We start from the raw sequence: 24,036 nt of genomic DNA on the forward strand, positions 1-24,036 counted from the left end.
GTTTACACCCCGCCTTTGTATTTGGTCAGTCGGCTCTTCACTTGTCCTTCTGCCAGTAGTTGATCATCTGCTTCAGAAAAAAGAGCACCTGCTACCTCGAACCGTTCGGCTCCAAGATAAGCGGCGCTCTTGATCCACGCTTGTTTGGTTTGCACAAGCTCTGGGGCCTGTGCTTGTTGTTCTTTTCGTGCCACTATGATCGGACCCCCTCTACATCAAATTCATTGATTTTTTCTGTGGCTGCTCTCTGCACCGCCACGTTGTAGGTGAACTGGAACGCGATCTCCGTCCGGTCCTTTTTATCCCGCCAAATACGCAAGGTGGAGCTGTCGATCTCGATGGACAATCCAGACGATTTGCCTTGATAGCTAAATTGATTTTGGCGAAGAAGCTCACGCAGCGGCTCAGCCGAAAGCGGCTGGTAGACGCCTGCTACCCTTGGATAGTGGAGGACGATGGCTGCTTCTGAGACAACCTGATAGGAAGTGAGGCTTCTTCCTTCTTCACGGACCCCTTGCGTCAAAAGAAACGCGATAGGCGGCTGAAATCGCTGCGCCATCCAGTCGTCCACATTTACAACAGTAGCCAGCTCTGGATACGCTTCCTTCACCAGTTCAATGAGAACGGCTAGCTCACGATCCATCCAGCTTCCACCTCCCATACTTGTGGTATTCTCTTCTGTCTTCGTCACATGACTCTTCCCCCCACTATTTCACTTCATTTGGCAAGGCATCCACGGCAAATACCCGCCGAGCAGGGAGCGAGTAGCCTGTAGCTTTGAACTCGCAACATCGTGTGGCGCCATCGCCATTTTCCCCGCTCGCCGGGCATTTGAGCCGTCGGCGTACATAAAAAGCCACCCGATAGCTTCTTCGGATGGCTCGTATCTCTCTTACTTGTTTCGCTTGACTCAAGTATAACTGATTCGGAGGAAAAACCGGGAAAATGACCCGATGTGTCAGGAAGTGTCAACCTTTGTCAACCTCAATCATACTTGTGAAAATGAAAAGAAGCTGTCATCTTCCAGACAGCTTCTCATCTATTAAATCATCATCCGGTCTGCTGAGCCTGATCACCATACATCGCCCATGCCATCTTCATCACCGCACTGCGCTTGATTTCATAATACCGCTGACGGGACACACCGATTTCTTTGGCAATCAGATTGTTCTTGTCGCCATCCAGCAAAGCCTCGACCACCAAGCGTTCCTGCTCCCCCGGAATCGTCTCTACCGCTTTATTGATCCGCTCAATTTTATCCTGCAAATTTTGCAGCCTTTTCCACTTTCGCTCCCGGCGTACAACCTCCGCGTGCGTCTTATCTCCCGTGGTGCCCTTTCCTTTTGGCATGCCTGCATCCAATCCATACTGAGAGACCATTCCTTCCCCCGCCTCGCGCAAAAAACGCTGGATACGAACGATCTCGATTTGCATGTAATTATAGTCGCGGATTTCTTCCTCGGCTTTCTGTAGAAAATCTACAATGGGTGCTTGCTCACTCAGCCGGACGAAGCCTTCTTTTCTAGCGGATACTGTCTTTTGCTGCCCTTTTGCCTCTTGATCCCGCATGTACTTGTCCCACTCCGGGCAAGAATCGATTTTTCCTACGTGCTTATCATGAACCTGGCAATGTGATTTCTTTCCCCAGCACGTTGCCGGACACACCTCGCATACTGCTTCCATGAAAATATCTTTGCTGATCAAGGCACTATTCCCCCTCGGTCATATATATGAAGTCCGTATGATTGCTTATCGGTTTTCGTTGACTCTTGCGTCTTTTCTTAATCTTTGAGACAAACCAATCTGTCCGATAATGACTCCGACCAATAAAACAGCTGCTCCGATTAATGCTGCTTCTATCATTTCGTACGTATCTCCTTTGCATCGTCATTTTCTTGTATAATGAAAGGGGGCAAAGAGGATACTCACCAGTTGTATTCTTTGCCCCAAGCATTCAACGGGGATTCCGATCGTCAGTCGGAGTCTCCTTTTTTTGTTCCAGTTGCTCTTTCTTTTTCTCTTTGTTTGCCTTTAATTGCAGATTGAACAGATTATTAATCCGAATCTGCAAATCCACCTGCTTAAACGTGACGATTAAAGCAAGGAAGCACACGACAACCGCGAGAACCTGAACGTAATCAATCGTCATCATAGCATCACTTCTCCACTGCGGATCGCTTCGAGCATCGCGGTTTTCATTTCTTGCATGCTCTCTTCGCGAGGTAGTTTGATAAAGGAAGCGAGGTACTCCATGTCAGGAAGCAGAAAGTCGAGGATCGTCAGTACAGCCCGATTATCTCCTGACTGTGCTTTTTGGAGGGTCAGGCTGAACGAGTCAGCTTCTCGGCCAATTGGCGCAAATATTTGTTTTTGCATTTACTCACTCCTTGTCTGGTCATATTCAGTTTTTTGGCTACCTGTTCTTCTGTCATTCCTTGTAGGACGACCTGCTTGATAATAATCCGGGCTTTTTCTGGGAGTTGCATCAACACCTCCTGAACATACAGATCCGACAGATTGTCCTCGATCGCTTCCGTTCCCCGCATCTCCTCTTTGATCACCGTCTCCCTGTACAAACGCTTCTTGGCGGCGTACTGCAATCGCCAAGCAATCCTCTTGAGCACTTTTCTGCAATGCTCTTTCAACTGCTCATCTGTCACTTGCTTCACCTTCTGTCTTTTTCATCCGGAAATAGGAACATTCGTTCTCTTGTAGTACAAGTATCTCATACTGATGTAATAAGTTCAAGTTCTTTCTACCAGATTTTTGGAGATGATTTTCCAGGTTGATCCACTGCATAATTTTCAGAAGAAGACATCAAAAAAGCACGTTCCCGAGTGGAGATCGTGCTTGTGTAGAAGTATGAAATTATCCTTATATAACTGATGTTCCTACTCTATAAAAGTACATAATTCTCATACTTTTTTGGTTTTATCTGCCCATCACGCTTGAAATATCTTATAAAAATAAAAAAGCAAGCCCCTCTCGCATCCATAGCAGAAGAACTTGCTTGCTTTTCTATCTTTCGCACTCTCTTAATCCCAAATATTCGGACGTTCAACACCCATCGTTCTCATATAATCAAGCAGTTGACCGGTATGTACCGACTCATGATAAGCGATTCGCAGCAGCATGTCTCCAAGTGTGCGGACATAGCCTACATCGGATCGATCGATGCGGACACTCTCCAAGTCACTCTTGGACAGCCCTCTGACGAAGCGGAGAAACTCTTCTCGATACGGTTTCGCAAAGGCCAAGTCTTCTTCTACGCTCGAAAACTCTTTGGTTTCATACGGATTGGGGATGTCAGACAAGGCGGCGCTTCCCCGTTGGATCAAAATCTGGTGATACAAAAACTCACCCTCGATGACATGGCGAATCATTTCTCCGCACGTGAACGCTTTATCGTCAGGCTTCCAGTTCAGCATTTCTGTAGGGATTGCCTTCCACACCTTGATGCTTCTACGTCTTACTTCCTCAAAGTTTAAGATTAAGAGATCATTTTCGTTCATGCCATTCTCCCCTCCCCGTAAGCTCGTCCTAGTTTTTTTGATAGAGATCACATGTCGCTACGTGATCATTGACCATGCCGACTGCTTGCATAAAGGCGTAGCAAATGGTTGAACCGACAAACGTAAAACCTCGCTTTTTCAGGTCCTTGCTCATCTTGTCGCTGATTTCGGTAGAAGCAGGCACATCCTTCATTTCCTGAAAATGATTATGGATCGGCTTTCCGCCTACAAACGACCAAAGATAGCTGCTAAAGGACCCAAACTCCTCCACAACCCGCAAATACGCGTGGGCGTTCTTCACGACGCCGCGAATCTTCAGCCTGTTTCGAACGATGCCTTCGTCTGTCAGCAATTGCTCAATTTTGGCTTCATCGTATTGAACGATTTTCTCCGCTTCAAAGTTATCAAACGCTCTTCGATAATTTTCCCGCTTCTTCAGGATCGTGTACCAGCTCAGTCCGGCCTGTGCGCCTTCCAAATTCAAATATTCAAAGAGCAACCGATCCTCATAGACAGGAACTCCCCACTCGTGATCGTGATAATCCATATAAATAGGGTCCTGATTCACCCAGCCGCACCGATTCATGGAAAGAAGCCTCCTCTACGAAATGCGAACATATATTCCTATATAAAGAATATACAATCATTGGGTATTCTGCAAGTTTTTCTTTACAAAAAAAGACCTCATCCATCTGAGGTCTCCCTGCAATCAAGCCGTTAAAATAATTGGCTTCCCTTTCGTCACAACGATGGTGTGCTCGTATTGAGCTACGTAACTCTTATCAGGCGTAATGAGCGCCCAACCATCCCTGCCATCGTCCACATATTCCGTCCCCGTTGAAATGAATGTTTCAATGGCCAATACGAGACCTTCTGTGAGCAAGCGTCTGTCCTTTTTGTCATAGTAATTCAAAATGTAAGCAGGCTCTTCATGCAAGCTTTTGCCGATGCCATGACCCGTAAGGTTTTTGACCACTGTAAAGCCTTTTTTCCTGGCCTCCTGATGAACAATGCGACCAATCTGGCTAAGCTTCGATCCCGCCTTTGCCGCATCCAATGCCTTGTACAGCGACTCCTCGGCGCATTCGCATAAGGATTGTTTCTCGGGCTCACCTTCCCCTACCACGATGGAAGCACCTGTATCGGCAAAATATCCATCCAGCTCCGCCGAGACATCAATATTGATGATATCGCCATTTTTCAAGACTGTATCATCAGGAATGCCGTGGGCAACAATGTGATTGACACTGATGCACGTATTCCCTGGAAAATCATACGTGATATTCGGTGCAGAACGCGCGCCGTATTTTGCCAAGATCTCTCCGCCAATCCGGTCGAGTTCTTTTGTTGTCACGCCTGCCCGCACTGCTTTTATCATCGCCTCTCTTGCTTCAGCGACAATACTACCGATCCGCTTCAAACAGATCAAATCATGTTCATTTTGAATTGACATGTGATTCCCTCCTGTCTACGAATGTAATTATTCCCCTTTTCTACTCCTACATTGGAACATTTTTCATCACCAATCGCAACCCGCAGAAAAAACAAAGAACCCCAGAAGCACCCTCTGCGGCTCTTATCTTACGAAGCTAGGCTGGATTCAGTGCATACATTCTGTGTGCTATTGTCGACTGCTTTTGAATAAACCCGATGGAGATTCGGTTAAATTCTTCCGGCTGATCGACATTGACGACATGACCGCAGTCAGCGACTAGACTCAACTGTGCATATTGCCTTTTTTTCACACGCATCTGGACGAATGGCAAAAACATATGGTCTTCGTCCCCCATAATGAACAAGGTAGGGATGGGAGGCTCTTTATCAAAGAGGGTTCCCAGGAAACGATTAATGCCTTTAGTCAGCTTGAACCATCTCTTGAATTCCTTTTGACAAAGCTTTTTGGCTTCGCGGATAAACAAGGAACGCGATTCTTTATGACGCTTGTTCGGCATGATCACCCATGCGAACAGTCGATACAACCACATGTACGGGATGAAATGTTTGACCATATTCCCCAGCGTGATTAATACCTGCGATCGAACGTTCATGTGCGTCACAGCCCCTGCCAAAACCATAGAACGCATTCTGTCCGGGGCCTGCTCCGAAATAATCTGCACAATAATCGTCCCCAAAGAAATCCCCACAAAATGGGTGGAAACGATTTTTAAATGATCCAAAACCTCAATGATATCTCTGCTGACATCATCAAAGGTGTATGTTTTAAACAGCTTGCCCGGGATGTTTTTAGATTTTCCGTGACCACGCATATCTACTAGAAGAACATTGAAATTCTCTTTGTATGCCTTAAGTTGTTTATACCAAATCGACGAGCTGCCCCCTGCCCCATGGACAAAAGTCACCCATTCGCAATCCTCACCACGTATGTATGTCTTATAATGGATCACTTATATCCCCCCACCAGTATTATATAGGAGGGATGTCCCCGGTGAAAGGATTAGCATAATATTGAAATTTTTGTGTACATAGAGGCATATCGCTTCACCCCAGTCTCTCTACCAAAAACCAAACGACATTGGAAATGAGCAAAGACTGTCCGATTCCAAAACTGAACCCTGTGAAAAAGCGCAGTTTGTTATTGCTTGTTCGCCACTTCCAATGTTGGGTAAAGCCATCAATCAGCATGGGCAATAAAAGCAGTCCAATGAAATAGTAAGAGGTCACGATATGCATTCCTGCAAAAACAGGCGCCAGCAAGTATCCAGCTAGGATCGAAACACACCTGGCACATAGCGGCATTTTCTTGCCACCGATAGAAAAGGAACGATCTGCTCGTCGATGACAGGGAATCCACTGCGTATTCATTTTCATCCCCCTCAATCTGGCTTGCAATCGCAATCGGTTGCATCACAATTCGGACAATCAACGGGAAGATGGCTGCAATCTGGCGAGCAATTTTTACGCTTTTTCCGGTTTGTCGAATAATAGAGGATCATGCTAATCAAAACAAGCAAACCAAGTATGATCAAGACTCCTCCTGTAACATAATCCCCTTGATACAGAAATACGCCTCCCGCTATCCATGCGATCATGCAAAGCGTTAATCCAAGAAAAAACAGATACACCCTCTCCCTTCTTCTCTTTCTACGAGAAAGCGTACCTGCAGTTTCACTGTGCGTTACGAAAGAGAGTGAAGTCATCGACCCGGCTGATTGGTTATGGCGTCGACATATTTATACCGCTCTGTACGTGCGTATGTAAGCCGATAGACGGGGATCGGAACAGATGCTTTTTCTCTTCTATTTGTATCTCTGTCCTCAATTTGCACATCGAAAAAACCGTCAATGCAGACACTGACGGCTCCCTCCATATGAAAAATCTAAATCCTAATCGTCATCACCATCATCCAAATCATCGTCGTCGATGTCGACGGAGTTCGTGTCCCCACTTGTTGGAGTATCCGCCGGAGTATCCGCCGGAGCACTGCCGTTTTTATCCGCTGGTGTCTGATCATCATCGTCGTCATCATCGGTAGAGCTATTGTCGATAGTCGTAGTCGAGAGCACTTTTCCGGTAATAGCATGTATGCGTACGTCTACCGTTTTCGAGTCTTTTTCCGTGATCACCCGATAGACGGCTCCACTCTTTGTCTCGATCAAATCAACATCATCGATCTTGCCGCCACTTGTTCTTTCTGTCGCAATCTGTTTCGCTTGCTGTTCCGTAATTTTGGTCTGTGACTGCGCTGGTGGATTCGAGCCTTGATTTGGCTTCGGCTGCTGCTGTGTTGGGGTTGTAGCTGGCTTGGTCGCGTTGCCAGAAGCATCTTTCCCAGCGTTATTAGGTTGCTGTGCTGTGCTGGCTGTCGGAATTGAACCCGGCTGTATTGGATTCGTCGCCGTTTCGTTTGCCTTCGGCTGCGCAGTGGCTGCGACCAAGGATAGCTCCTTCAAATCAATAATTTCGCCCGTATGTGCATTCACCATCACACTATATGTTCCACGCTCATTGAGAAGCTGGAGATTGTAAATGCTGTTTTCTCCTACATCTGTCATGGAGATTGATTCAATCTTCCCCGGGTAGCGGGCCGTCACGATCTGTTTGACTTCCTCCGCTGACAATGACCGCAAATCCATGCTCGCGAAGATCCGTTGCATGCCAAATGCTGTAGTGACCAACAGAAAACTTGCCAGCAGCCCTATTTTCCACTTTTTATTCATACGTACCTCCTGCTATTTCTTAGCCTGCCCTGGCAGAAAAACGGTCACGAGCGTCCATTTCCCTTCTTCGCTATCCAGGGCAATATCGCCTTGATGGGCATCGACGATCTGTTTGGCAATGGAAAGACCGAGTCCTACGCCCCCTGTTTCACGGCTGCGGGCTTTGTCTACACGGAAGAAACGATCAAAAACATGCTGCAAATCTTCCTTGGGAATCCCCATTCCGTAGTCCTTCACTGAGAAAAATGGACGCTCCCCTTGAATCCCCACCTCAACCTCAATTTCATTGGAGCTGTATTTCATCGCATTGTCGAGTAAAACGACGAGCACTTGTTTTAGTTTTTGTTCATCGGCCATCACCGGAACCGATTCGTGGCTTGCGCCCAGTTGAAAGGCTCTGCCATACGCATTGGTCAATTGTGCAATGGTCGTTTGGCACATCGGGATCAAGTCGATTTCTTTGACATCCAGATTCCATTCGGCACTATTGTTTGCAAGAAGGAGCATTTGATTGGTCATATCCTTCATGCGCACGGCTTCGGAATAGATCGCTTCCACCGACTCTGCCAGAACCTCCGGCTTTTTCGTCCCCCAACGCTTCAATAGCTTTGCATAGCTTTCTACTACGGTCAGCGGCGTTTTCAATTCATGGGAAGCATCAGAGACGAACTGCTGCTGCTTCTCGAAGTTTTGCTGCAATAAATCCATCATCTTGTTAAAGGTACTTCCTAACGCATGCAATTCATCCCTGGATGTGTGCTCAAGCGGTATTTTCTTAAAAATACTGCGCGCTTGAATGTCTTCCATCGTTTGAATCATCGAGTTGACTGGTCGCAAAATCAGGTTGCTCAACATACGCCCTGCAAAAAAAGCAGGAATCAGCACGAACAACGAAGCAAATAGCAGAACATTTTGCAGCAGGCTCAAATTTTCTTGCAAACCGGCAATACTTTCAATGACTTCTAACGTGACAATTTTTCCATTCGTCCAAATGATCGGGACCTTGACGTATGCGTATTTCGCTCCGTTGACATCGAAGACACCGTCACTCGTTTTTCTATCAAAAATGGGCTTCGGTGCCGGGATTGGCTGCGTGCTGTCTACTTCCTGCGTGACGATCGCTCGCGATTGTTGATCGATAATCCGGATCATCCCGTTCGGTGGCAAATACGGCTGCAAGAGCGTAGCAGGGTCGAAACTTTCTACACCAATCTGATTGAGTCCACTCTGAATGTGCAGAACTTCTCGTTGCAGACGATCCAGTTCTCCGTCTGTTGTCACTTTGTAGAACATGAAGTAAATGAAGCTGTTGACCATGAGCAACAGAAGCAAGAGTGCGACCGTGGAGAACAAATGAATTTTATTTTTGATTTTCATCATCTACCCCTTCAGCATATAACCAACGCCTCGTACTGTATGCAAAAGCGGGGTTTCATACCCTTGGTCCACCTTTTTACGCAAGTAACGGATATACACGTCAACGACATTTGTGTCTCCGAAATAATCAAATCCCCATACATGTGTAAGAATCTGTTCACGATTCAGAACTTGGTTTTTATTCTGCATCAAATAAAGCAACAAATCGAATTCACGCGGCGTCAGCTCGATCTGGCTGGACCCTCTCGTCACTTCCCGCGATTTTTCATCCAGGCTTAAATCCGCTACTTCTACCTTGGAGCTGGCTTCCACTTTTCTTGTCATCTGGGACAAGCGGAGGCAGGAACGGATGCGAGCCAGCAGTTCTTCGATTTCAAAAGGTTTCGTGATGTAGTCGTTCGCTCCTTGATCGAGTCCATTTACTTTGTCTACGACAGCATTCCTGGCCGTCAACAAAATGACTGGCGTCGCGGAGTCCTTTACCCGAATCCGACGAAGCACTTCTATGCCTGACAAACCTGGCAGCAGTACATCGAGCAAAACCAAGTTCCATCCGCCTTGGTTGTATTGTTCCAGCGCCTCGAGCCCTGTTTTTGCGATCTCACTTTCGTAACCTTCGTATTCCAGTTCTAATTGAATCACACGAGCAATTTTCTCTTCATCTTCCACAATTAATATTCGCTCCGACATGTAATCCTCCTAAGCCTTGCTCCATTATCCAGATGAGTTTAGCAAATATTGGCTGTGGATCAAAGAGTAATCCGTACGAAAGATATCATTTTTTACTTATATCGATAACCCCACCCACTGCCAGTACGCGTAATAAAAGACGATCATCAGAATTGCGTGGGCTGCCCCTGCATACAAGCTCAACCGCAGCAAATCCTTAGGCAAAAAGGTCTCCTTGCCGCTTTCCTGGAACATGAGCAATGCTTTGGAGCTGACATGGAAGGTCAGGCAGTAGTTCATGCCGACGATTCCTAAGAACAAAATGGTCACTTCATTCAAATCAAGGCTGCTCGCAAAGTAGAGAAGCGGTGGTACAAGAATGACGGCTCTCGTTGTATGCGATGTAATGTACAGATGGGAGGTCAGTGTCAGCAAGGTAATAACCACAATGATCAGAAGGGATGATTCCCCTTCCAGATGCTCTGTGATCGTGAACAGCTTTTTCATGATCCACTCTGCCGCGCCGCTCTCCAACAACGACTTTCCGAGTGCAATCGCTGCCCCTACAAACAGAATCAGATTCCACGAGACAGACTGTACGCCATCCTTCCATTTCATGACACCCACATTCGGCAATGTCAAAAGAAAGGCGCCAACGACTGTCGTAGTTGCAATCTCGATTCCGTGAAAACGCTCTGTCAGCCAGAAAATGACCATCGCCCCGATCACGGCAACCGTATATTTTTCGTTGCGGGACAAGGTAAGGGAGAGCTTTTTGCTCGCGAGTGGGCGCTGCATCTCGTCTTTGGTGAGAAACAGAGCCAGAACAATCCGGCAAGTCACGATGCTGGCCACTACTCCAAACGGCAGTCCCCACAACAGCCATTCCGCGAAGCTAATCCCTTCCCCATTGAACTCCTTCAGCATATCGAGCGCGATAAAATGGGAGCCTGCTCCGATCATAGTGGAGCTCGTCGATACTAAAATAATCGTCGGAATCAGGATCGCCATGGCTTTCGTGATTTGCTTGTTCCCGATTTCGGAGGTCAGCGAGTGAAAAACAGGCAGTAGCACCGCTGCGCGTCCAGAAGTAGACGGGATAAAGAAAGCGAGAAATTGAACGACGACCGTCAAGAGCCAAAACAAGCTTTTGACATTCTTTGCGCGACTCACAACCAGATCTGTTAGTTTCCCTGCCAAGCCGGTCACTTGAAGCGCACCGCCGAGAATGAACGAGCCAATCATTAACCAAATGACATCGGAGGCGAGCGAGTCGAACAAAATTTCCTGGTCAGCCGTTCCTGTCACGACGAGGAGTAATACGGAGCCAATCGCTACATAGGCGGAGTTCAGCGAGGTGGTCGTCCACAGGATCACGGCGACACAGAAGCAGAACAAGCTCCATTTGGCTTCCAATGTCAGGGAAGACGGCAGCATAAGCAGTAATTCAACGAACATTATCAGGACAATCGGAAGAACCCAGGCAGGTCTTTCCTTTGCGACGGTCTGTGCAATCACGATACTTGCTCCTTCGCCATTAAACGATTTGCGAGCTGCAAGCCCACCATGATGGTTCGCATGGAGCTTTCCGAGCAATCGGTCAACCATTTCTGTGCATGAATAAACGCTTCTTCCAACGTAGACGGCATCGGCAAAATACTCGTGTACGCGTCAATTCCGTGCTCATAATTAAGTCGGGCACCTTTGCCAACAGTCCCCACCAAAGCCACTACCGGCAGGGCATGCTTCTTCGCCCGCTTCGCCACTTCCACCGGAATTTTTCCTCGCGGTGTTTGAAAATCAATGCTTCCTTCCGCCGTAAACACAAGGTCTGTCTCTTGAAGCATCCGATCCAAATCAATGTATTTCATGATGATATCGTAGCGTGGATAAAGATTCGCACCCGTGAGAGCATGCAGTCCGGCACCCAAGCCACCCGATGCACCACTGCCCGGCATTTCTCTGACGTCGATCCCGAAATCCCGCTTAATGATAGACGCGAATTGTTCGAGTGCTTCTTCCAGCTCAACCACTTGCTCAGGCGTCGCTCCCTTTTGCGGTCCAAACACACGGGCGACTCCATTATCCCCACACAGTTTGTTAAACCAGTTGCAAGCCACATCGATTTGCACCTGCTTGAGTCGTTTGTCCATCCCGGAAACATCGATTTTCGTTACTTTTGCCAGCGAGATACCGCCTTCAATATCGATTTCTTGACCGCTTGCATCCAAAAATCTCGCGCCAAGTGCTTGCGCCATGCCTCCCCCGCCATCGGAAGTACCAGAATCGCCGCAGCCTAGCAAAATACGCTCTGCCCCCATGTCCAGCGCCGCTTTGATCAATTCACCGACGCCATGTGTCGTCGTTTTGCGCGGGTCACGCAAGCTCCTTGGAACCAGTCGCAGTCCCGCTGCTGCCGCCATCTCAATCACAGCCGTTTGACCTGTCGTCTTTGATCCGAATATTCCGAAATGGGAAGGAATCTTTTCCCCTACAGGGCCTGTTACTTCCTTATCGATTATCGAGCCATTCGAAATTTTCACAATCGCTTTTGTAAAGCCTTCTCCTCCGTCTACCATCGGCAGTGTCTGTACTTGGGAGAGCGGGAGCACGCGCAGAATTCCTTCTTTCATGCACTCAGCGGCTTGCTCAGCATCTAAGCTTTCCTTAAAGCCCGAAGGCACAACGAGTATACGCATAAAAACAACATCCCTTCTCTTTATTTGAATTTGCTTTCACATTGGTCTCACTTGAGTAAGACCAATACTAAGCTTCAAAAAAGAGAAGGGAATAATAGGAAGATGAGAAGTTGATGAGAGAAAAGCAAGAAGAACGTTACGATTCTAAGCGTTTCGTTTTCTGCGCAGTTGATAATAGGTCACAGCCAGGGCAAGCGCCAAAACCGTCCCCTTAATAATATCGTAAGCATAATACGGCAGATTGAGCATCGTCATGCCGTTGAGTAGTACTCCGATCAGAATGGCTCCCACAAATGTACCGAATACGTTTGGCTTTCCTGCACCGAAAACGGAGAAGCCTACGAAAGCAGCCGCTACTGCATCCATCAGCATGGAGCCGCCACTGCTCACCTGCCCGGTGCCGATCCGTGCTGCCAAAAGCATCCCGCCCAAGCCTGCAAAAAGAGCAGAAAGCACATATGCCAAGGTACGATAGCGATTCACAGGAATCCCCGACAGACGGGCTGCTTCCAAATTGCCGCCTGTCATGTACAGCATCCGTCCCTGTCTCGTATAGGTCAAGTACACATGCGTGATCGCGACAAGTAGAAAGGTCAGGATAACCGGAACAGGAACGGAGAGAATTTCTCCTTGGCCCAGCCACAGGAACCATTCCTGAAATTTTCCCGGAGCTTGCGAGCCGTCCTGCATCGGCATGTTTGCGTAGATCGAGTAGCCTTGGGAATACGTCATATGAATACCGTTGACGATGTAGAGCATCGCCAGAGTAGCCAGCAAATCAGGAATGCGAATTTTCACGACCAAGAACGCGTTGATCAGCCCGACGAGCAAGCTGAGTACAATCGGAACAACCAGTGTCGGGAAGACTCCCTGTTCGTACCAAACCATCATCGAAGCAGAAACGACCGTGGTCAATGAAACCGTCGATCCTACAGACAAATCAAAGCCTCCGACAATCAGCGAAAACGTAACGCCAATCGCGACAAATGTCACAATCGAGATGGAGCGAAGAATGTCCGTCAAGTTGTCGTACGTGAAGAAATACGGGTTAGTCAAGCTGAATAACAACATGACAATAACGATGACTGCAACCGTTCCGTATTTGTAAACAAAATCAAATAAGCTAAACTTTTTATCTGCCACGTTACTCACCTCCGCTTGCGTAGTACATAATCAGCTCTTGTGTTGCTTCCTCGCGACTCAATTCCTTCACGATCTTGCCCTCGAACATGACGAGAATCCGATCTGCGATCCCGATGACTTCCTGAAACTCACAGGAGAAATACAGGACGCCCTTTTTCTGCTCGGCAAGATTTCCAATCAGGCGGTAAATATCGCTTTTCGCTCCGATATCCACTCCTTTTGTCGGCTCGTCAAACATAAAGAGGTGAGCGTTTGTATCCAGCCATTTTCCGATCGCGACTTTTTGCTGGTTTCCGCCGCTGAGAAAACCGACCAACTGCTTGATATCGGCTGCTTTTACACCAAGGCGCTGCACCAGCTCTTTTGCGTTAGCCGCTTCCGCCCCTCTTTTGATAAAACCCAGCCAGGATTTCTTTTTCAACGAGGCAACTGACAGGTTGTTCTGTACGGACTCCTCTACAAAAATACCCTCTTTGCGCCTTTCCTCCGGGACGAGTACGATTCCGGCATCGACGGCGTCTTTTGGCGAGCGCAGTTGGATACGTCTTCCATGCAATCGAATGGCTCCAGCCTTTGCTTCATCTGCACCGAAGAGCAATCGGGCGAGCTCAGTCTTCCCTGCCCCGACTAGACCGACGACACCCACGATCTCTCCCTCGCGCACCTGCAGGTCGACTCCGTGTACTTTGCCGCCAGCTACACCTGACGCCTCAAAAATCGTTTCGCCAATCGGCACTTCGAGCTTCGGGAACTCCTCGTCAAAGCTTTTGCCCAGCATGTTCGCAATCACTTCGTCCATGTTGGTATTCACCGTGTCTGTGGTCATGACGTGCTGTCCATCGCGCATGATCGTGATCCGATCACAGATTTCAAAGATTTCCGGCAGGCGGTGGGAGATATAAATGATCCCGACTCCAGCTTTTTTCAACTGCGCAATGATTTGAAACAGCCGCTCGCTCTCCTTCGTGCTCAACGGCGCTGTCGGTTCATCGAAAATAACGTACTTCGCCTTTTGGACGGTCGCCCGTGCAATCAAAATCAATTGCTTTTCCGACAGCGTACATTCCTCGACGAGCATCCTCACCGGAATGGAAAAGCCGAAGTTTTTTAAAATCTGCTCCGTTTCGTTGTACAAGCTCTGCCAGTTGATCAGTCCTTTGGTTTTCGCCTGGACGAGCTGGTCCGCCAATATGTTTTCGGCGACGCTCAAATACGGGATCAAGGCGGTGTCCACTTCCTGATATACACATTGGATGCCCTGTGCTTTGGCATCCTGCGGCGAATTGATCGTCACAGCCTGTCCATCGATGGTGATCGTACCGCCATCTGCCTGATACGCTCCCGTGAGGATTTTCATCAGGGTACTCTTTCCCGCGCCATTGGCTCCGAGCAGTGCGTGAACCTCTCCTGCACGCACCTCAAAATTGACGGATCGCAGGGCAGGAACCCCAGAAAATTGCTTCGCCATCCCTTTCATCTGCAATGTGGACATGTTTCACACCTCCTGTTTACCTGCGTGTTCCCACCTCTATAAGGAAAAATCCCGTTGACGGTTACAGCTCAACGGGAAAAGCCAATTTGGTTCTTACTTGCCCCACTCTTTTACGTATTGGGACAGGTCGCCCATCGTTACTTTTTTATCCTTCGGCAGGTCCTCTTGTTTCACCAGCACTGGGGTTAGCTTCACGTTGTCTGGCACCTGCTCGCCTTTGATTTTTTGGAACACGGTTTGGGCATGGATGCGTCCGATATTGGATGGGTCTACTGCTGCCGTCGCTGCCCACGGAGAGTTTTCCGCCTGGATCATTTGCAGATCCTCATCGCTCAAATCGATGGAGTATACTTTGATTTCCGTACGGCCTGCTTGCTGGATGGCGCGTGTCGCCCCTTTGGCAAATTCATCCCATGCCGCCCATACCGCTGTGATGTCGCCTTTGTTCGGATACTTTTTCAAGATTGCTTCCATCTGCGTTTGTGTATCGAGAGCCGTATTGTTGGTAGCAGAACCGAATGCCGCAATCTCTTTCAAATCCGGATATTTCTTCTGGAAAGCTTCATAGGTCACTTGGCGCTTTTCCATAGGCGCAAAGCCAGCTACCCAAATCTTCACAATATTCCCTTTGCCGTTTGTATCTGCCGCCAGCTTCTCCAGGCTCAGCTCTGCCAACTTATTGTCATCCTGCGCCACAACTGGCACACCCGGAATGTTGATGTCTGTATCAAATAGAACGACCGGAATTTTTTTATCCACGGCCTTTTGCGTGCCCTGCTGCAACGCTTCCGCCGTACCATGATCAATCAGAATGCCGTCGAACTTTTGGTTCACAGCCGCATCGAGATTGGACGCCATTTTTGCCAGATCGGTATCTGCATTGAAAACGGTCAACTCGCCGCCGTTTTTCTCCACCTCTGTCTTCACGCCATTGATGTATTGTGCAGAAAACGTTCCTACGTTCTGACGCATGATCAATGCGATTCTCTTCGCCTTCTCTCCCGAAGCACCGCCGTTTGTGCTGCCGGTTCCCGTTGTTGCCCCGCTGCCGCATGCCGTCACAAGAACAGATGCTGCCAAAACAAGTGATGTGATCAGACCGAGTTTCTTTTTCATTGAGATGTTCCCCCTTTTTCTTTTTAAAACACATAACAAAATTAAAAATTTTGTTTCCCCTCATTCGATCGAAGCTTCTTTTGATTTCACTTTCAAAAAGGAAAAAAACTTCGTAGAAGAAGCGCATTTCCAGTCCAAGCGCCTCTGGGGCCCATCTCAGCGTAGGAAGAAATAGCGGCTTCACTTATGAAATCCTTCCTGAACCTTCTGCGTTTGAAGCGCTCCCGCTATTTCTTCCGAAGCGGACAGTCTTCACTCACAGCGGGGCGGAGGCCGAAGCGTAGACTGGAAATGCGCTTCTTCCCCACGACAGCTACGCAAAAAATCCTCTTTCACAGAGAAAGAGGACAAAAATCGACAAGATTCTCGCCTCTTATCTGTCAGGTATTCTACCTGTTGGAGTTAGCACCTTGGCTCGAAAGAACGCATTCTCTCGTGCTAGGTTGCCGGGCTTCATAGGGCCATTCCCTCAGCCTTCTCTTGATAAGAGTTGTTTCTATTTTCAAAACGTTTGTATAAGTATATACAGAATATAATCTGGCAATTACCTATCTGTCAACTAGGTTTACGAAACAATTTTCTTGATAAATATTCCAGTTTCTTCTGTAACATCAAGAGGGATTTTGTTGTGTCTTGTCGAATTATCGTAGATTGATACAAGCCTAGCAAATATTTGCGATGGGGATGCTACATGAGTCTATTAAAAGAAGTCATTCTTCAATGGTGTTTCGCCATTATCCCGTTTGTGTTTTTCAACATTTATTACCGTGACAAAATGAGGAACTACAGCCGTTCCTTTATTGTCATCACCAGCTCAGCCTGCATGTTTCTCGCGATGACCTTCGCCCCGAGTGTCACGAATGGCATGTTTTTTGATATCCGACATGTCATCATTCTTTTCGGACTGGTTTATGGCGGAGTCGAGATTGCCTTGCTCCTTCTGATTGAAGCCTTGGTTTATCGGTACTACCTCGGTGGCGAAGGAACATGGGTTGCCCTGCTGATCCTTACAGTCAATTTTGTCATATCACTCTTTTTGTATCGACACTACAAAGCCAGTTATCGGAAAACACTGTATCTTTTTATGACGAGTGCGATTTTTTCTACGGTTGCTTTAGGGACTACCTATTACTTTTTTCCCACCTATGTAACTCAACACCTCGTTTACTACACCATAGTGATTCCTATTCAAAACTTTTTCGGCCTCTGGTTATTAATGTCGCTTTTCAGCAAATGCGTTTCGGATAAGGAGCTGTTTATCCGCCACGCGCAAAACGAAAAAATCCAGACGATGAGTCATGTTGCTGCATCGCTTGCACATGAGGTTCGCAATCCGCTGACAGCAGTCAAAGGCTTCTTGAAATTAATACAGGAATGTCCGGAAAATTTGGTAAAAGTCGATCAATACATTCGGATCAGTCTCGATGAAATCCAACGGACAGAAGCCATTTTGACCGAGTACCTTGCGATTTCCAAGCCGCTCAAGGAACGGCATGAAATCATTAATGTCAGTGAGCATCTGCATGCCATCCGCGAAGTGATGCTCCCCTTTGCCAATATGCATAACGTGGAGCTTACGCTGCAAGACTTTGAGAGACCTGTGACGATCAAGGCCAATCCAGATGAGTTCAAGCAAGTGTTGGTGAATTTCATCAAAAATGCCATTGAGGCATGCTCAGATATTTCGGACGGAAAAGTCTCCCTGGACTTGCTCATCGAGCGAAACAAAGCCCTATTGGTCATCAAGGATAACGGTGTCGGCATGGATGCAGGACAGATCAGCCGCCTCGGAACGATTTACTTTTCTACGAAAACAACCGGGACCGGTCTTGGATTGACGTACTCCTATCATGTCATCCATGCAATTGGCGGAACGGTCAATGTATCAAGCAAACCGCGAGTAGGAACCAAATTCACCATTATGCTCCCGTATAAGGCACAGTGACTTCATGCAGCTTTTGCAGAGGGACTGTGCCTTTTTCCATTCGATCGATAATGATGCAAATGACGGTCGGTTGCCCTTCCCCTCACGCTTTACTATGCAATTTCCGGGAAGACATTACGCAAAACAAAACACCAGGAGTTTCCCCCTGGTGTCTCTCTTTATTGGAATGGTAGCCATTCTCCCGTAATGGCATCCACATCCCCGTTGCTTTTCAGTATCTCCGCCGAATAGACCAAGATCGGTTGCTCTTGAATCCTATTGTTTTCAAGCGGGAATAGATAACGGGGACTGAGTGATTTATGTTGGAGATAAACCCGCGCCGCCTCTTCTGCTGAAATCACCTTGGACGCATCTGGGAAGGTCTCCTGCTCATGCGGGAATGTTAAATTCACCCCGATAATTTCTCCTGTCTGCCCGTCGATCGTGACCTTATAATACTGATCCGGCACCATTACGCCGTTTACTTCTCGGACAAATTTCAATTCAACCTGTCTGCCCATCACATAAATTTGCTCCTGCATCCGAACAGTCTTCACCCGTGAATCCAGATACGGCTCCAAAAACAAGATCGCTCGCTCCTGCAATTCTGCGACGGCAAGTGTCGGATCACCTTCTCGCAGCTCCGGATAAGATATCTTGAACGCTGCTGCCCGATTGTTGACAGTAGTCAGCTGCATGAATCGCTCTCCTTTTTTGGCCTGGTATTCCCGTTCGTTGTCTCCCATCATATAATCGGGCACATTACTCCCGGTAAATGTGAAGCCCTCCACCTTCTGACCGAAGAACTCCATGGCGGCCGCAGCCTCTTTTGCCGATGCAACCATTGTCTTCTTGCCTCCGGGATTGACGGCAATACTGTCGCGAAACGACTCCCCGCGCCACAAGGTCGTTTTCACTTCCTTGCCAGTACGAGCGTCGAGATACCCGGAGAAGTTTTCCGTATAACGAAGAACGTAGTCCACGTCCTTCTTCCCGCCTCTCTGATACGTCAGTTGCATGACTTCTGCAAGTCCGCTCTCCGTTTTCTTCGGAGAAGGCCGCTCAGCAATTGAAGGAAACTGCCCGGTGTCCAAATTCATTCCCGTTGAATCCCCTGAATTGACATAGCGAATATGCCCGGCATCACTCATGCCGATCCCATAGTTATCTCCCTCTACCTGCACGTCATTCACGTAGCGTTGCAATCGGACGGCTTCATGCGAAACGGTATCTGCTCCCTCTTGCCCATCTACTTGTTCGATCCGATACTGTTCCAGATTTTTGCCCAGAAACGGTTCCATAAATGCCTTCGCCTGTCGCTCTATTCTCTCCTTGGAAGGCACTCCTTCGACTTTCTCTTGCCCTGGAATCTTTTCCAGGTCGAACCCGAGCAAGAGTCCGCTTTTGGCGTCCAATTTCGCTCTGGCATATAGCGACACTTCTGTTCGATCTTTGTTGCTGAACGTGCGAAAATCTATGTTGTACACCTCGCGAGGAGCTTTGGTTACGTAGACCCTCTTTTCCGCTTCCCGAAAAGGAGGATATTTCTCGTACAGCTTTTCCAACGTTCTAATCGCCGCTTGGCTTAGCTCGCTTTCTGTTATTTCTGTCGATGAGAAGGAGCGGGGTACCAGATGCGCTTGTGATTCAAACCGAGATTGCTTGAATATCTCCGGGGTTACCCCCATCATCCATACTGCTGCTGCCACCGTCGCAGCGGAAACTGTCCATGTTGCCAGCTTGAGGACGATTCTTTTCGGACGATTCGTTTTGGTGCGTGCCCGTTGCACCAGCTTTGCTTCCAGCGCTTCGACGAATTCGCTCCTTGGTTCCGCATCCTTTGACCGAGGAAGAGCCGCGAAGAATTGCTCGTCATTTGGAGTATTCATTGGCCAACCCTCCTATCCAATCGACATGCAAAACTTTTTTGAGTTCTTTTGTTGCCCGATGAAAATCTACGCGGACCTTGGCTTCGCTTGTCCCGAGGATTTCTGCCGTTTCCCGAATACTGTAGGCCTTGATGCCACGCAAAATCAGTACATTCCGATGATGCGTCTTCATTTTCTGCATCGCCTGCTCAATTTCCAGCTGTTCTTCCTTGGAAGCCAGCTCCGCTTCCGGCCTTCCCAGAAGAGAAGGCAGCCCTTTTAACAAATCCATGCCAAAAAGCGTTTGCACCCGCCTCTTCCGGTAATCATCGATGGCGACATGCTTGGCAATATGCAAAATCCATGTCTTCACACTGGAACGCTCTTCATATCTGGCCAAAGCGTCCAAGACCCGGATAAACACTTCCTGTGTCAAATCCTCCGCATGCTCACGCTTCCCCGTAAAGTAGTAGAGATATTGATAGACATCACGGTAATGCTCGCGATAGATCGCTTTAATCCGCGCTTCGTAATCGACTGTGTCCTGCACTGGATTTCCTCTCCCTGCTCCCTACTTGATAAATTGACCTGTAACCGCGTCAACCTTTCCGTTTCTTTCTTTCGGCTCATAAACAAGGACAGGTGTTCCCTGGTACCGTCCGTTAAGGGAAGGAAACACGTAGCGCAGTGTAAGCGGATTAGCTTTCAACAATGCTTGTACGGCTTGCTCGGGCCCTACGACATTTGAGGCATCATCATAGGATAATTTACCAGTAGTTATTGGTAAACTGGCGGATACAATGTCTCCCGTATGCATGTCAACTTTTACTGAATAGCCCTGTCCCTCAACCATAATCCCTTGGTGTACAGGGGAAAATAGAAACGTTTGCTTGCCTGCTTCTCTGTTATTCATTTGTGGTACCAGCTCCATTTGTGGTACTAGCTCCGTTACCTCTGCGTCTACAAACGGTTGCAGAAACACCACTGCTTTTTCCTCGGCAGCTGCCTCTGTAATCACTTTCTGCTTTGGTGGGTTTTCAACTACATGGAAGTACGCAATCTGGTCATTCACTGTCCTCACTGAGAACTTTTTGTTTCCAACCACGGCATCATACTCCTTTTCCCCTTCGAGAACTGGCACACCTTTGGTTATTTTAAACTCAATTCCTTCAGGCAATGGAATAAAAGTGGAGAGTGCGGTGGCTATCTCCTCATTTGTTTTGGCGAAGACCCGCTGGTTGCCAGGCGTTATCGGGATTGGTTTCCCGTACTTATTTTTCTTGGTCCATCCGGACTCTACCTCGGCTCCTGATCGTGCATCCAGATATCCGGAAAAATTCAGGCTGTAGACTGGGCGGAAGCCAGCGCTTATGTCTCTTGCTTTTTGCTCATAGCGAAGGTGGAGCATGTCTTCTAATTGTTTGCCGAATTCGTCTGGATTCCTAACCCCTGACGGAGCGGCGAATTTACTTGCGTCCATCTGCAATCCTGTTGTGTTTCCTGCGTTTATATAGTCTAGCTCGCCTACTCCATTGATCCCTACTATGTAAAGATCGTCTTTTACCGGAATCTGATTCACAACCCGAACGAAACGCACATTTGCCACGGCCTCTGCACCCTCACCATCAACTGTTACCTCGTCTATTTGGTATTGCTTGATGGCGTCACCGATGAAATCCTTCAGAATACTCGGCGCTTTTTCTTTTCCCATCGCTTCCGTAGGACGTGCAGTCGGTTTCTTTTTGGGAATGTCGTGTGCAGAGAAGAATAACAGCATACCGTTGTTTGCATCGATTTTGGCATCCGCATACAGGGATACTTCCGTCCGCTCCTTGTTGCTGAAGATGCGGAATTGGATGTGGAAAACATCTCGCTCCTGATTGTTACGCGAAATGGTTTTTTCCGCATTTTTTAATTCCGGGTAGTGTTTGTTCAGCCTGTCTACGGTTTTTTGGGCTGCTTTGCTCAATTGGGGTTGTGTCGATTTGACTGCCGCGGCTTGTACAGATACTTGTGGTTGCGTAATCCACAATGGGCTTGAGAAGAGCAAAGCAGCAGCTCCTACTGTGATCATCAGCTTTTTGGTTGCGTATGGTTTCATTTTGAATTTCCTCCTGGCTTCCTCTTTTTTACGTTCTTAGCCCAATAGTCGGAAGCAAAAGGGAAATGTTACAAGGAAATCAAAATAAAAAAAGGCCAGTCAAGCCTTTGACAGGCCGCCTAGCCGTTGCGAGGTTTTGAGAGCGACATCCTTTACCCGTTCAATCAAATACTGGAGTCGTTCCTCCTTCAAATCATACGTAACAATTCCAATGCTTAACGCCCCGATTACCTTTTGGGTGTAATCAATCACCGGTGCTGCGACAGACGCCGTATTTTCCGTCCGCTCCGCAAAGCTGACCGCATGACCAGCTGCCCTGATCTCCTGAAGCTTCTCCATAAAAGCAGGCACCTGCTCTTCACCCACTAGCTGCACTACGGTTTGTCGTGCTTCCTCCACAGGCATGTGGGCCAGCACGACTTTATTGGCCGCACCGATATGCATCGGAATCCGCAAGCCCAACTGGTCGTAGATGCGGATATTGTGCTGACTGTCTACGCGATCAACGACAATGGATTCGAGTCCGCTAGGCTGACTGAAATAAACACTTTCGTTCACTTCTCTGGCGAGCTCCTCGATCATCGGCTTGATCACCTTCCGATAATCGATCCGATCAAGCACGCGCAAGCCGAACTCCATCCATTTTATCCCCAACGTATATTGCTTGGTCGCAGCATCCTGCTCTACCAGTCCATGGTTCATCAACGTGTACAACAGTCGATAAATGGTGCTGACCGGGAGCTGGCATTCCTTCGCTAAATCATTGATCGTCCACCATTTTCTATGTTCATCCGACGAAAGTGCCGTTGCAATCGCCATTGCTCGATCAAACGATTGAATCACGGTCATCCCCCCTTTTCTATCTATCTTCTCATATGAAACTATGTTAAACCATTTGCTCTAATTTTGTGAATCGCAAAAAAACTCCAAGGAATCACAGATTGACAGTCAGAAATCAGAATGTGTAAACTAATAATGAACATTTCGAAATATGAATAATATTCTGCAATGTGGAAAAAGGGAGGCAACTATGTTCCAAGGCAGCCAATCCATGGTCAAAAAGATGAAAACAGTCATCATCAAGCATCCCCATCAAGCATTTATCAGTCAAGAACATCTCGATCAATCGTGGAAAACCTTCAACTATACAGACCGCCCTGACTGGGACCGCGCTCTGCATGAATACGCCAAATTCGAATCGATTTTGCGCGAGCATGTGGAAAATGTCCTGCACTTGCCACAATCCGATAAAACCGGACTGGATTCCATTTACGCCCATGATCCGGTGAAATTTACTTCCAAAGGGGCAATCATCCTCAAATCTGGTAAAGAGCTCCGTCAGGGAGAAGCAGAAGTATACAAAGCTTTTTTAGACGAAAACAATATTCCGATCCTGGGACAGCTCACAGGCGATGCCTTGTCAGATGGCGGCGATCTCGTCTGGCTGGATGAAAAAACACTCGCGATTGGCCTTGGCTTCCGGACGAACAAAGCGGCTATCGCTCAAATTACGGAAATGGTCAAGGATTTCACGGACGAAATCATCGTGGTACAGCTTCCGTATGATCGCGGCCCTGCGGAATGTTTGCATCTGATGTCGATTATCAGCATGGTCGATCATGATTTGGCAGTGGTCTACTCCAAGCTGATGCCTGTATTTTTCCGTCAACTGCTCATTGATAGAGGCATTCAGCTAATCGAGGTACCCGATCATGAGTACGATAATCTCGGCAGCAATGTTCTCGCCCTTACGCCGCGTGTGTGCATGGTCGTGGCAGGCAACCCGATTACCAGGCAACGCCTTCTCGACGCAGGAGCGACTGTGTACGAGTATGAGGGCGAGGAGATTTCTTATAAGGGAACAGGTGGACCTACTTGCCTGACAAGCCCGGTGGAACGAATATAGCTGTTAACAAGCTGAACTGTACCTCCATTGTTAGATACCATTAACGATTGG

27 protein-coding genes and 1 riboswitch are annotated in these 24,036 nt (G+C 47.8%); of the genes, 2 read left to right on the plus strand and 25 right to left on the minus strand.

Annotated elements, in window-relative coordinates; all coding sequences use genetic code 11:
* Positions 1 to 2 precede the first annotated feature (2 nt).
* The 21 genes from HP567_RS28150 to HP567_RS28250 all read right to left on the minus strand — a co-directional run bounded on the left by HP567_RS28150 (position 3) and on the right by HP567_RS28250 (position 16,186).
* Complete coding sequence (locus tag HP567_RS28150) at positions 3 to 194, minus strand: hypothetical protein (RefSeq protein ID WP_173611183.1); 192 nt, start codon at positions 192 to 194, stop codon at positions 3 to 5.
* On the minus strand, positions 194 to 691 hold the full coding sequence (locus HP567_RS28155; protein ID WP_229088171.1) for a hypothetical protein: 498 nt from the start codon (positions 689 to 691) through the stop codon (positions 194 to 196). Before HP567_RS28155 ends, HP567_RS28150 begins: the two co-directional genes overlap by 1 nt.
* 21 nt (positions 692 to 712) lie before the next feature.
* Positions 713 to 850 (minus strand): hypothetical protein, encoded by a 138-nt coding sequence (locus HP567_RS28160; RefSeq protein ID WP_173611182.1) that lies wholly within the window; start codon positions 848 to 850, stop codon positions 713 to 715.
* Between the two features lie 200 nt (positions 851 to 1,050).
* Complete coding sequence (locus tag HP567_RS28165) at positions 1,051 to 1,704, minus strand: hypothetical protein (protein ID WP_173611181.1); 654 nt, start codon at positions 1,702 to 1,704, stop codon at positions 1,051 to 1,053.
* A 250-nt stretch (positions 1,705 to 1,954) separates the two neighbouring features.
* Entirely contained in the window at positions 1,955 to 2,152 is a 198-nt protein-coding gene (locus HP567_RS28170; protein ID WP_173611180.1) for a hypothetical protein, read from the minus strand.
* Positions 2,149 to 2,376: a hypothetical protein gene (locus HP567_RS28175; RefSeq protein ID WP_017251813.1), complete on the minus strand. Its 228-nt coding sequence runs from the start codon at positions 2,374 to 2,376 to the stop codon at positions 2,149 to 2,151. The genes HP567_RS28170 and HP567_RS28175 overlap by 4 nt, the downstream gene beginning before the upstream one ends.
* Positions 2,322 to 2,660, minus strand: a complete 339-nt coding sequence (locus HP567_RS28180) for an RNA polymerase sigma factor (RefSeq protein WP_173611179.1) — start codon at positions 2,658 to 2,660, stop codon at positions 2,322 to 2,324. Before HP567_RS28180 ends, HP567_RS28175 begins: the two co-directional genes overlap by 55 nt.
* A gap of 375 nt (positions 2,661 to 3,035) precedes the next feature.
* Complete coding sequence (locus tag HP567_RS28185) at positions 3,036 to 3,512, minus strand: DinB family protein (protein WP_173611178.1); 477 nt, start codon at positions 3,510 to 3,512, stop codon at positions 3,036 to 3,038.
* Positions 3,513 to 3,540: 28 nt separating this feature from the next.
* A complete protein-coding gene (locus HP567_RS28190) occupies positions 3,541 to 4,098 on the minus strand; it encodes a DNA-3-methyladenine glycosylase I (RefSeq protein ID WP_015893337.1) in 558 nt (185 codons plus the stop codon).
* 123 nt (positions 4,099 to 4,221) lie between these two features.
* Entirely contained in the window at positions 4,222 to 4,965 is a 744-nt protein-coding gene (gene map, locus HP567_RS28195; protein ID WP_173611177.1) for a type I methionyl aminopeptidase, read from the minus strand.
* A gap of 136 nt (positions 4,966 to 5,101) precedes the next feature.
* A complete protein-coding gene (locus tag HP567_RS28200; protein WP_173611176.1) occupies positions 5,102 to 5,917 on the minus strand; it encodes an alpha/beta fold hydrolase in 816 nt (271 codons plus the stop codon).
* Between the two features lie 94 nt (positions 5,918 to 6,011).
* Positions 6,012 to 6,341, minus strand: coding sequence for a DUF2085 domain-containing protein (locus HP567_RS28205; protein ID WP_173611175.1), 330 nt, complete (start codon positions 6,339 to 6,341; stop codon positions 6,012 to 6,014).
* Positions 6,342 to 6,346: 5 nt separating this feature from the next.
* Complete coding sequence (locus tag HP567_RS28210) at positions 6,347 to 6,562, minus strand: hypothetical protein (RefSeq protein WP_217367232.1); 216 nt, start codon at positions 6,560 to 6,562, stop codon at positions 6,347 to 6,349.
* A gap of 294 nt (positions 6,563 to 6,856) precedes the next feature.
* Positions 6,857 to 7,690, minus strand: a complete 834-nt coding sequence (locus HP567_RS28215; protein ID WP_173611174.1) for a PepSY domain-containing protein — start codon at positions 7,688 to 7,690, stop codon at positions 6,857 to 6,859.
* A gap of 12 nt (positions 7,691 to 7,702) precedes the next feature.
* Positions 7,703 to 9,067: a HAMP domain-containing sensor histidine kinase gene (locus tag HP567_RS28220; RefSeq protein ID WP_173611215.1), complete on the minus strand. Its 1,365-nt coding sequence runs from the start codon at positions 9,065 to 9,067 to the stop codon at positions 7,703 to 7,705.
* A gap of 3 nt (positions 9,068 to 9,070) precedes the next feature.
* Positions 9,071 to 9,757, minus strand: coding sequence for a response regulator transcription factor (locus HP567_RS28225; RefSeq protein ID WP_173611173.1), 687 nt, complete (start codon positions 9,755 to 9,757; stop codon positions 9,071 to 9,073).
* A 96-nt stretch (positions 9,758 to 9,853) separates the two neighbouring features.
* Positions 9,854 to 11,194 carry an SLC13 family permease gene (locus HP567_RS28230; RefSeq protein ID WP_217367241.1) on the minus strand — a complete coding sequence of 447 codons (1,341 nt, stop codon included), beginning with the start codon at positions 11,192 to 11,194 and terminating at the stop codon, positions 9,854 to 9,856.
* A gap of 56 nt (positions 11,195 to 11,250) precedes the next feature.
* Positions 11,251 to 12,435 (minus strand): glycerate kinase family protein, encoded by a 1,185-nt coding sequence (locus tag HP567_RS28235; protein WP_173611171.1) that lies wholly within the window; start codon positions 12,433 to 12,435, stop codon positions 11,251 to 11,253.
* Positions 12,436 to 12,579: 144 nt separating this feature from the next.
* Positions 12,580 to 13,578, minus strand: coding sequence for an ABC transporter permease (locus tag HP567_RS28240; RefSeq protein ID WP_173611170.1), 999 nt, complete (start codon positions 13,576 to 13,578; stop codon positions 12,580 to 12,582).
* Between the two features lies 1 nt (position 13,579).
* Positions 13,580 to 15,070, minus strand: a complete 1,491-nt coding sequence (locus tag HP567_RS28245) for a sugar ABC transporter ATP-binding protein (protein WP_173611169.1) — start codon at positions 15,068 to 15,070, stop codon at positions 13,580 to 13,582.
* Positions 15,071 to 15,163: 93 nt separating this feature from the next.
* Positions 15,164 to 16,186 carry a sugar ABC transporter substrate-binding protein gene (locus HP567_RS28250; protein WP_173611168.1) on the minus strand — a complete coding sequence of 341 codons (1,023 nt, stop codon included), beginning with the start codon at positions 16,184 to 16,186 and terminating at the stop codon, positions 15,164 to 15,166.
* Between the two features lie 370 nt (positions 16,187 to 16,556).
* A riboswitch (SAM riboswitch) is annotated at positions 16,557 to 16,676 on the minus strand.
* A 201-nt stretch (positions 16,677 to 16,877) separates the two neighbouring features.
* On the opposite strand from HP567_RS28250, the gene HP567_RS28255 reads away from it, so the two are divergent.
* Positions 16,878 to 18,131, plus strand: a complete 1,254-nt coding sequence (locus HP567_RS28255; protein ID WP_173611167.1) for an ATP-binding protein — start codon at positions 16,878 to 16,880, stop codon at positions 18,129 to 18,131.
* Between the two features lie 158 nt (positions 18,132 to 18,289).
* Here HP567_RS28255 and HP567_RS28260 read toward each other — a convergent pair whose 3' ends face one another.
* The 4 genes from HP567_RS28260 to HP567_RS28275 form a co-directional block, all read right to left on the minus strand.
* A complete protein-coding gene (locus tag HP567_RS28260) occupies positions 18,290 to 19,999 on the minus strand; it encodes a hypothetical protein (protein WP_173611166.1) in 1,710 nt (569 codons plus the stop codon).
* The gene (locus HP567_RS28265; protein ID WP_069851796.1) at positions 19,983 to 20,528 is read right to left on the minus strand and encodes an RNA polymerase sigma factor; all 546 of its coding nucleotides are present in this window, start codon (positions 20,526 to 20,528) and stop codon (positions 19,983 to 19,985) included. The genes HP567_RS28260 and HP567_RS28265 overlap by 17 nt, the downstream gene beginning before the upstream one ends.
* Positions 20,529 to 20,549: 21 nt before the next feature.
* On the minus strand, positions 20,550 to 22,079 hold the full coding sequence (locus HP567_RS28270; RefSeq protein WP_173611165.1) for a hypothetical protein: 1,530 nt from the start codon (positions 22,077 to 22,079) through the stop codon (positions 20,550 to 20,552).
* 99 nt (positions 22,080 to 22,178) lie between these two features.
* Positions 22,179 to 22,922: an IclR family transcriptional regulator gene (locus tag HP567_RS28275; protein WP_173611164.1), complete on the minus strand. Its 744-nt coding sequence runs from the start codon at positions 22,920 to 22,922 to the stop codon at positions 22,179 to 22,181.
* A gap of 187 nt (positions 22,923 to 23,109) precedes the next feature.
* Between HP567_RS28275 and HP567_RS28280 the strand changes: the two genes are divergently transcribed.
* On the plus strand, positions 23,110 to 23,985 hold the full coding sequence (locus HP567_RS28280; RefSeq protein ID WP_173611163.1) for a dimethylarginine dimethylaminohydrolase family protein: 876 nt from the start codon (positions 23,110 to 23,112) through the stop codon (positions 23,983 to 23,985).
* Positions 23,986 to 24,036 lie beyond the last annotated feature (51 nt).

This window comes from Brevibacillus sp. M2.1A (assembly GCF_013284355.2).
In the GTDB taxonomy this organism is placed as follows: Bacteria; Bacillota; Bacilli; order Brevibacillales; family Brevibacillaceae; genus Brevibacillus.

Bases quoted from the DNA above. Each gene is read 5' to 3' on its own strand.
- HP567_RS28170 (WP_173611180.1), bottom strand. From the start codon at position 2,152: ATGATGACGATTGATTACGTTCAGGTTCTCGCGGTTGTCGTGTGCTTC.
- HP567_RS28215 (WP_173611174.1), bottom strand. From the start codon at position 7,690: ATGAATAAAAAGTGGAAAATAGGGCTGCTGGCAAGTTTTCTGTTGGTC.
- HP567_RS28190 (WP_015893337.1), bottom strand. From the start codon at position 4,098: ATGAATCGGTGCGGCTGGGTGAATCAGGACCCTATTTATATGGATTAT.
- HP567_RS28280 (WP_173611163.1), top strand. From the start codon at position 23,110: ATGTTCCAAGGCAGCCAATCCATGGTCAAAAAGATGAAAACAGTCATC.
- HP567_RS28230 (WP_217367241.1), bottom strand. From the start codon at position 11,194: ATGTTCGTTGAATTACTGCTTATGCTGCCGTCTTCCCTGACATTGGAA.
- HP567_RS28160 (WP_173611182.1), bottom strand. From the start codon at position 850: ATGTACGCCGACGGCTCAAATGCCCGGCGAGCGGGGAAAATGGCGATG.
- map (WP_173611177.1), bottom strand. From the start codon at position 4,965: ATGTCAATTCAAAATGAACATGATTTGATCTGTTTGAAGCGGATCGGT.
- HP567_RS28270 (WP_173611165.1), bottom strand. From the start codon at position 22,079: ATGAAACCATACGCAACCAAAAAGCTGATGATCACAGTAGGAGCTGCT.
- HP567_RS28220 (WP_173611215.1), bottom strand. From the start codon at position 9,067: ATGAAAATCAAAAATAAAATTCATTTGTTCTCCACGGTCGCACTCTTG.
- HP567_RS28235 (WP_173611171.1), bottom strand. From the start codon at position 12,435: ATGCGTATACTCGTTGTGCCTTCGGGCTTTAAGGAAAGCTTAGATGCT.
- HP567_RS28250 (WP_173611168.1), bottom strand. From the start codon at position 16,186: ATGAAAAAGAAACTCGGTCTGATCACATCACTTGTTTTGGCAGCATCT.
- HP567_RS28245 (WP_173611169.1), bottom strand. From the start codon at position 15,070: ATGTCCACATTGCAGATGAAAGGGATGGCGAAGCAATTTTCTGGGGTT.
- HP567_RS28255 (WP_173611167.1), top strand. From the start codon at position 16,878: ATGAGTCTATTAAAAGAAGTCATTCTTCAATGGTGTTTCGCCATTATC.
- HP567_RS28210 (WP_217367232.1), bottom strand. From the start codon at position 6,562: ATGATCGCATGGATAGCGGGAGGCGTATTTCTGTATCAAGGGGATTAT.
- HP567_RS28185 (WP_173611178.1), bottom strand. From the start codon at position 3,512: ATGAACGAAAATGATCTCTTAATCTTAAACTTTGAGGAAGTAAGACGT.
- HP567_RS28225 (WP_173611173.1), bottom strand. From the start codon at position 9,757: ATGTCGGAGCGAATATTAATTGTGGAAGATGAAGAGAAAATTGCTCGT.
- HP567_RS28260 (WP_173611166.1), bottom strand. From the start codon at position 19,999: ATGAATACTCCAAATGACGAGCAATTCTTCGCGGCTCTTCCTCGGTCA.
- HP567_RS28205 (WP_173611175.1), bottom strand. From the start codon at position 6,341: ATGAAAATGAATACGCAGTGGATTCCCTGTCATCGACGAGCAGATCGT.
- HP567_RS28175 (WP_017251813.1), bottom strand. From the start codon at position 2,376: ATGCAAAAACAAATATTTGCGCCAATTGGCCGAGAAGCTGACTCGTTC.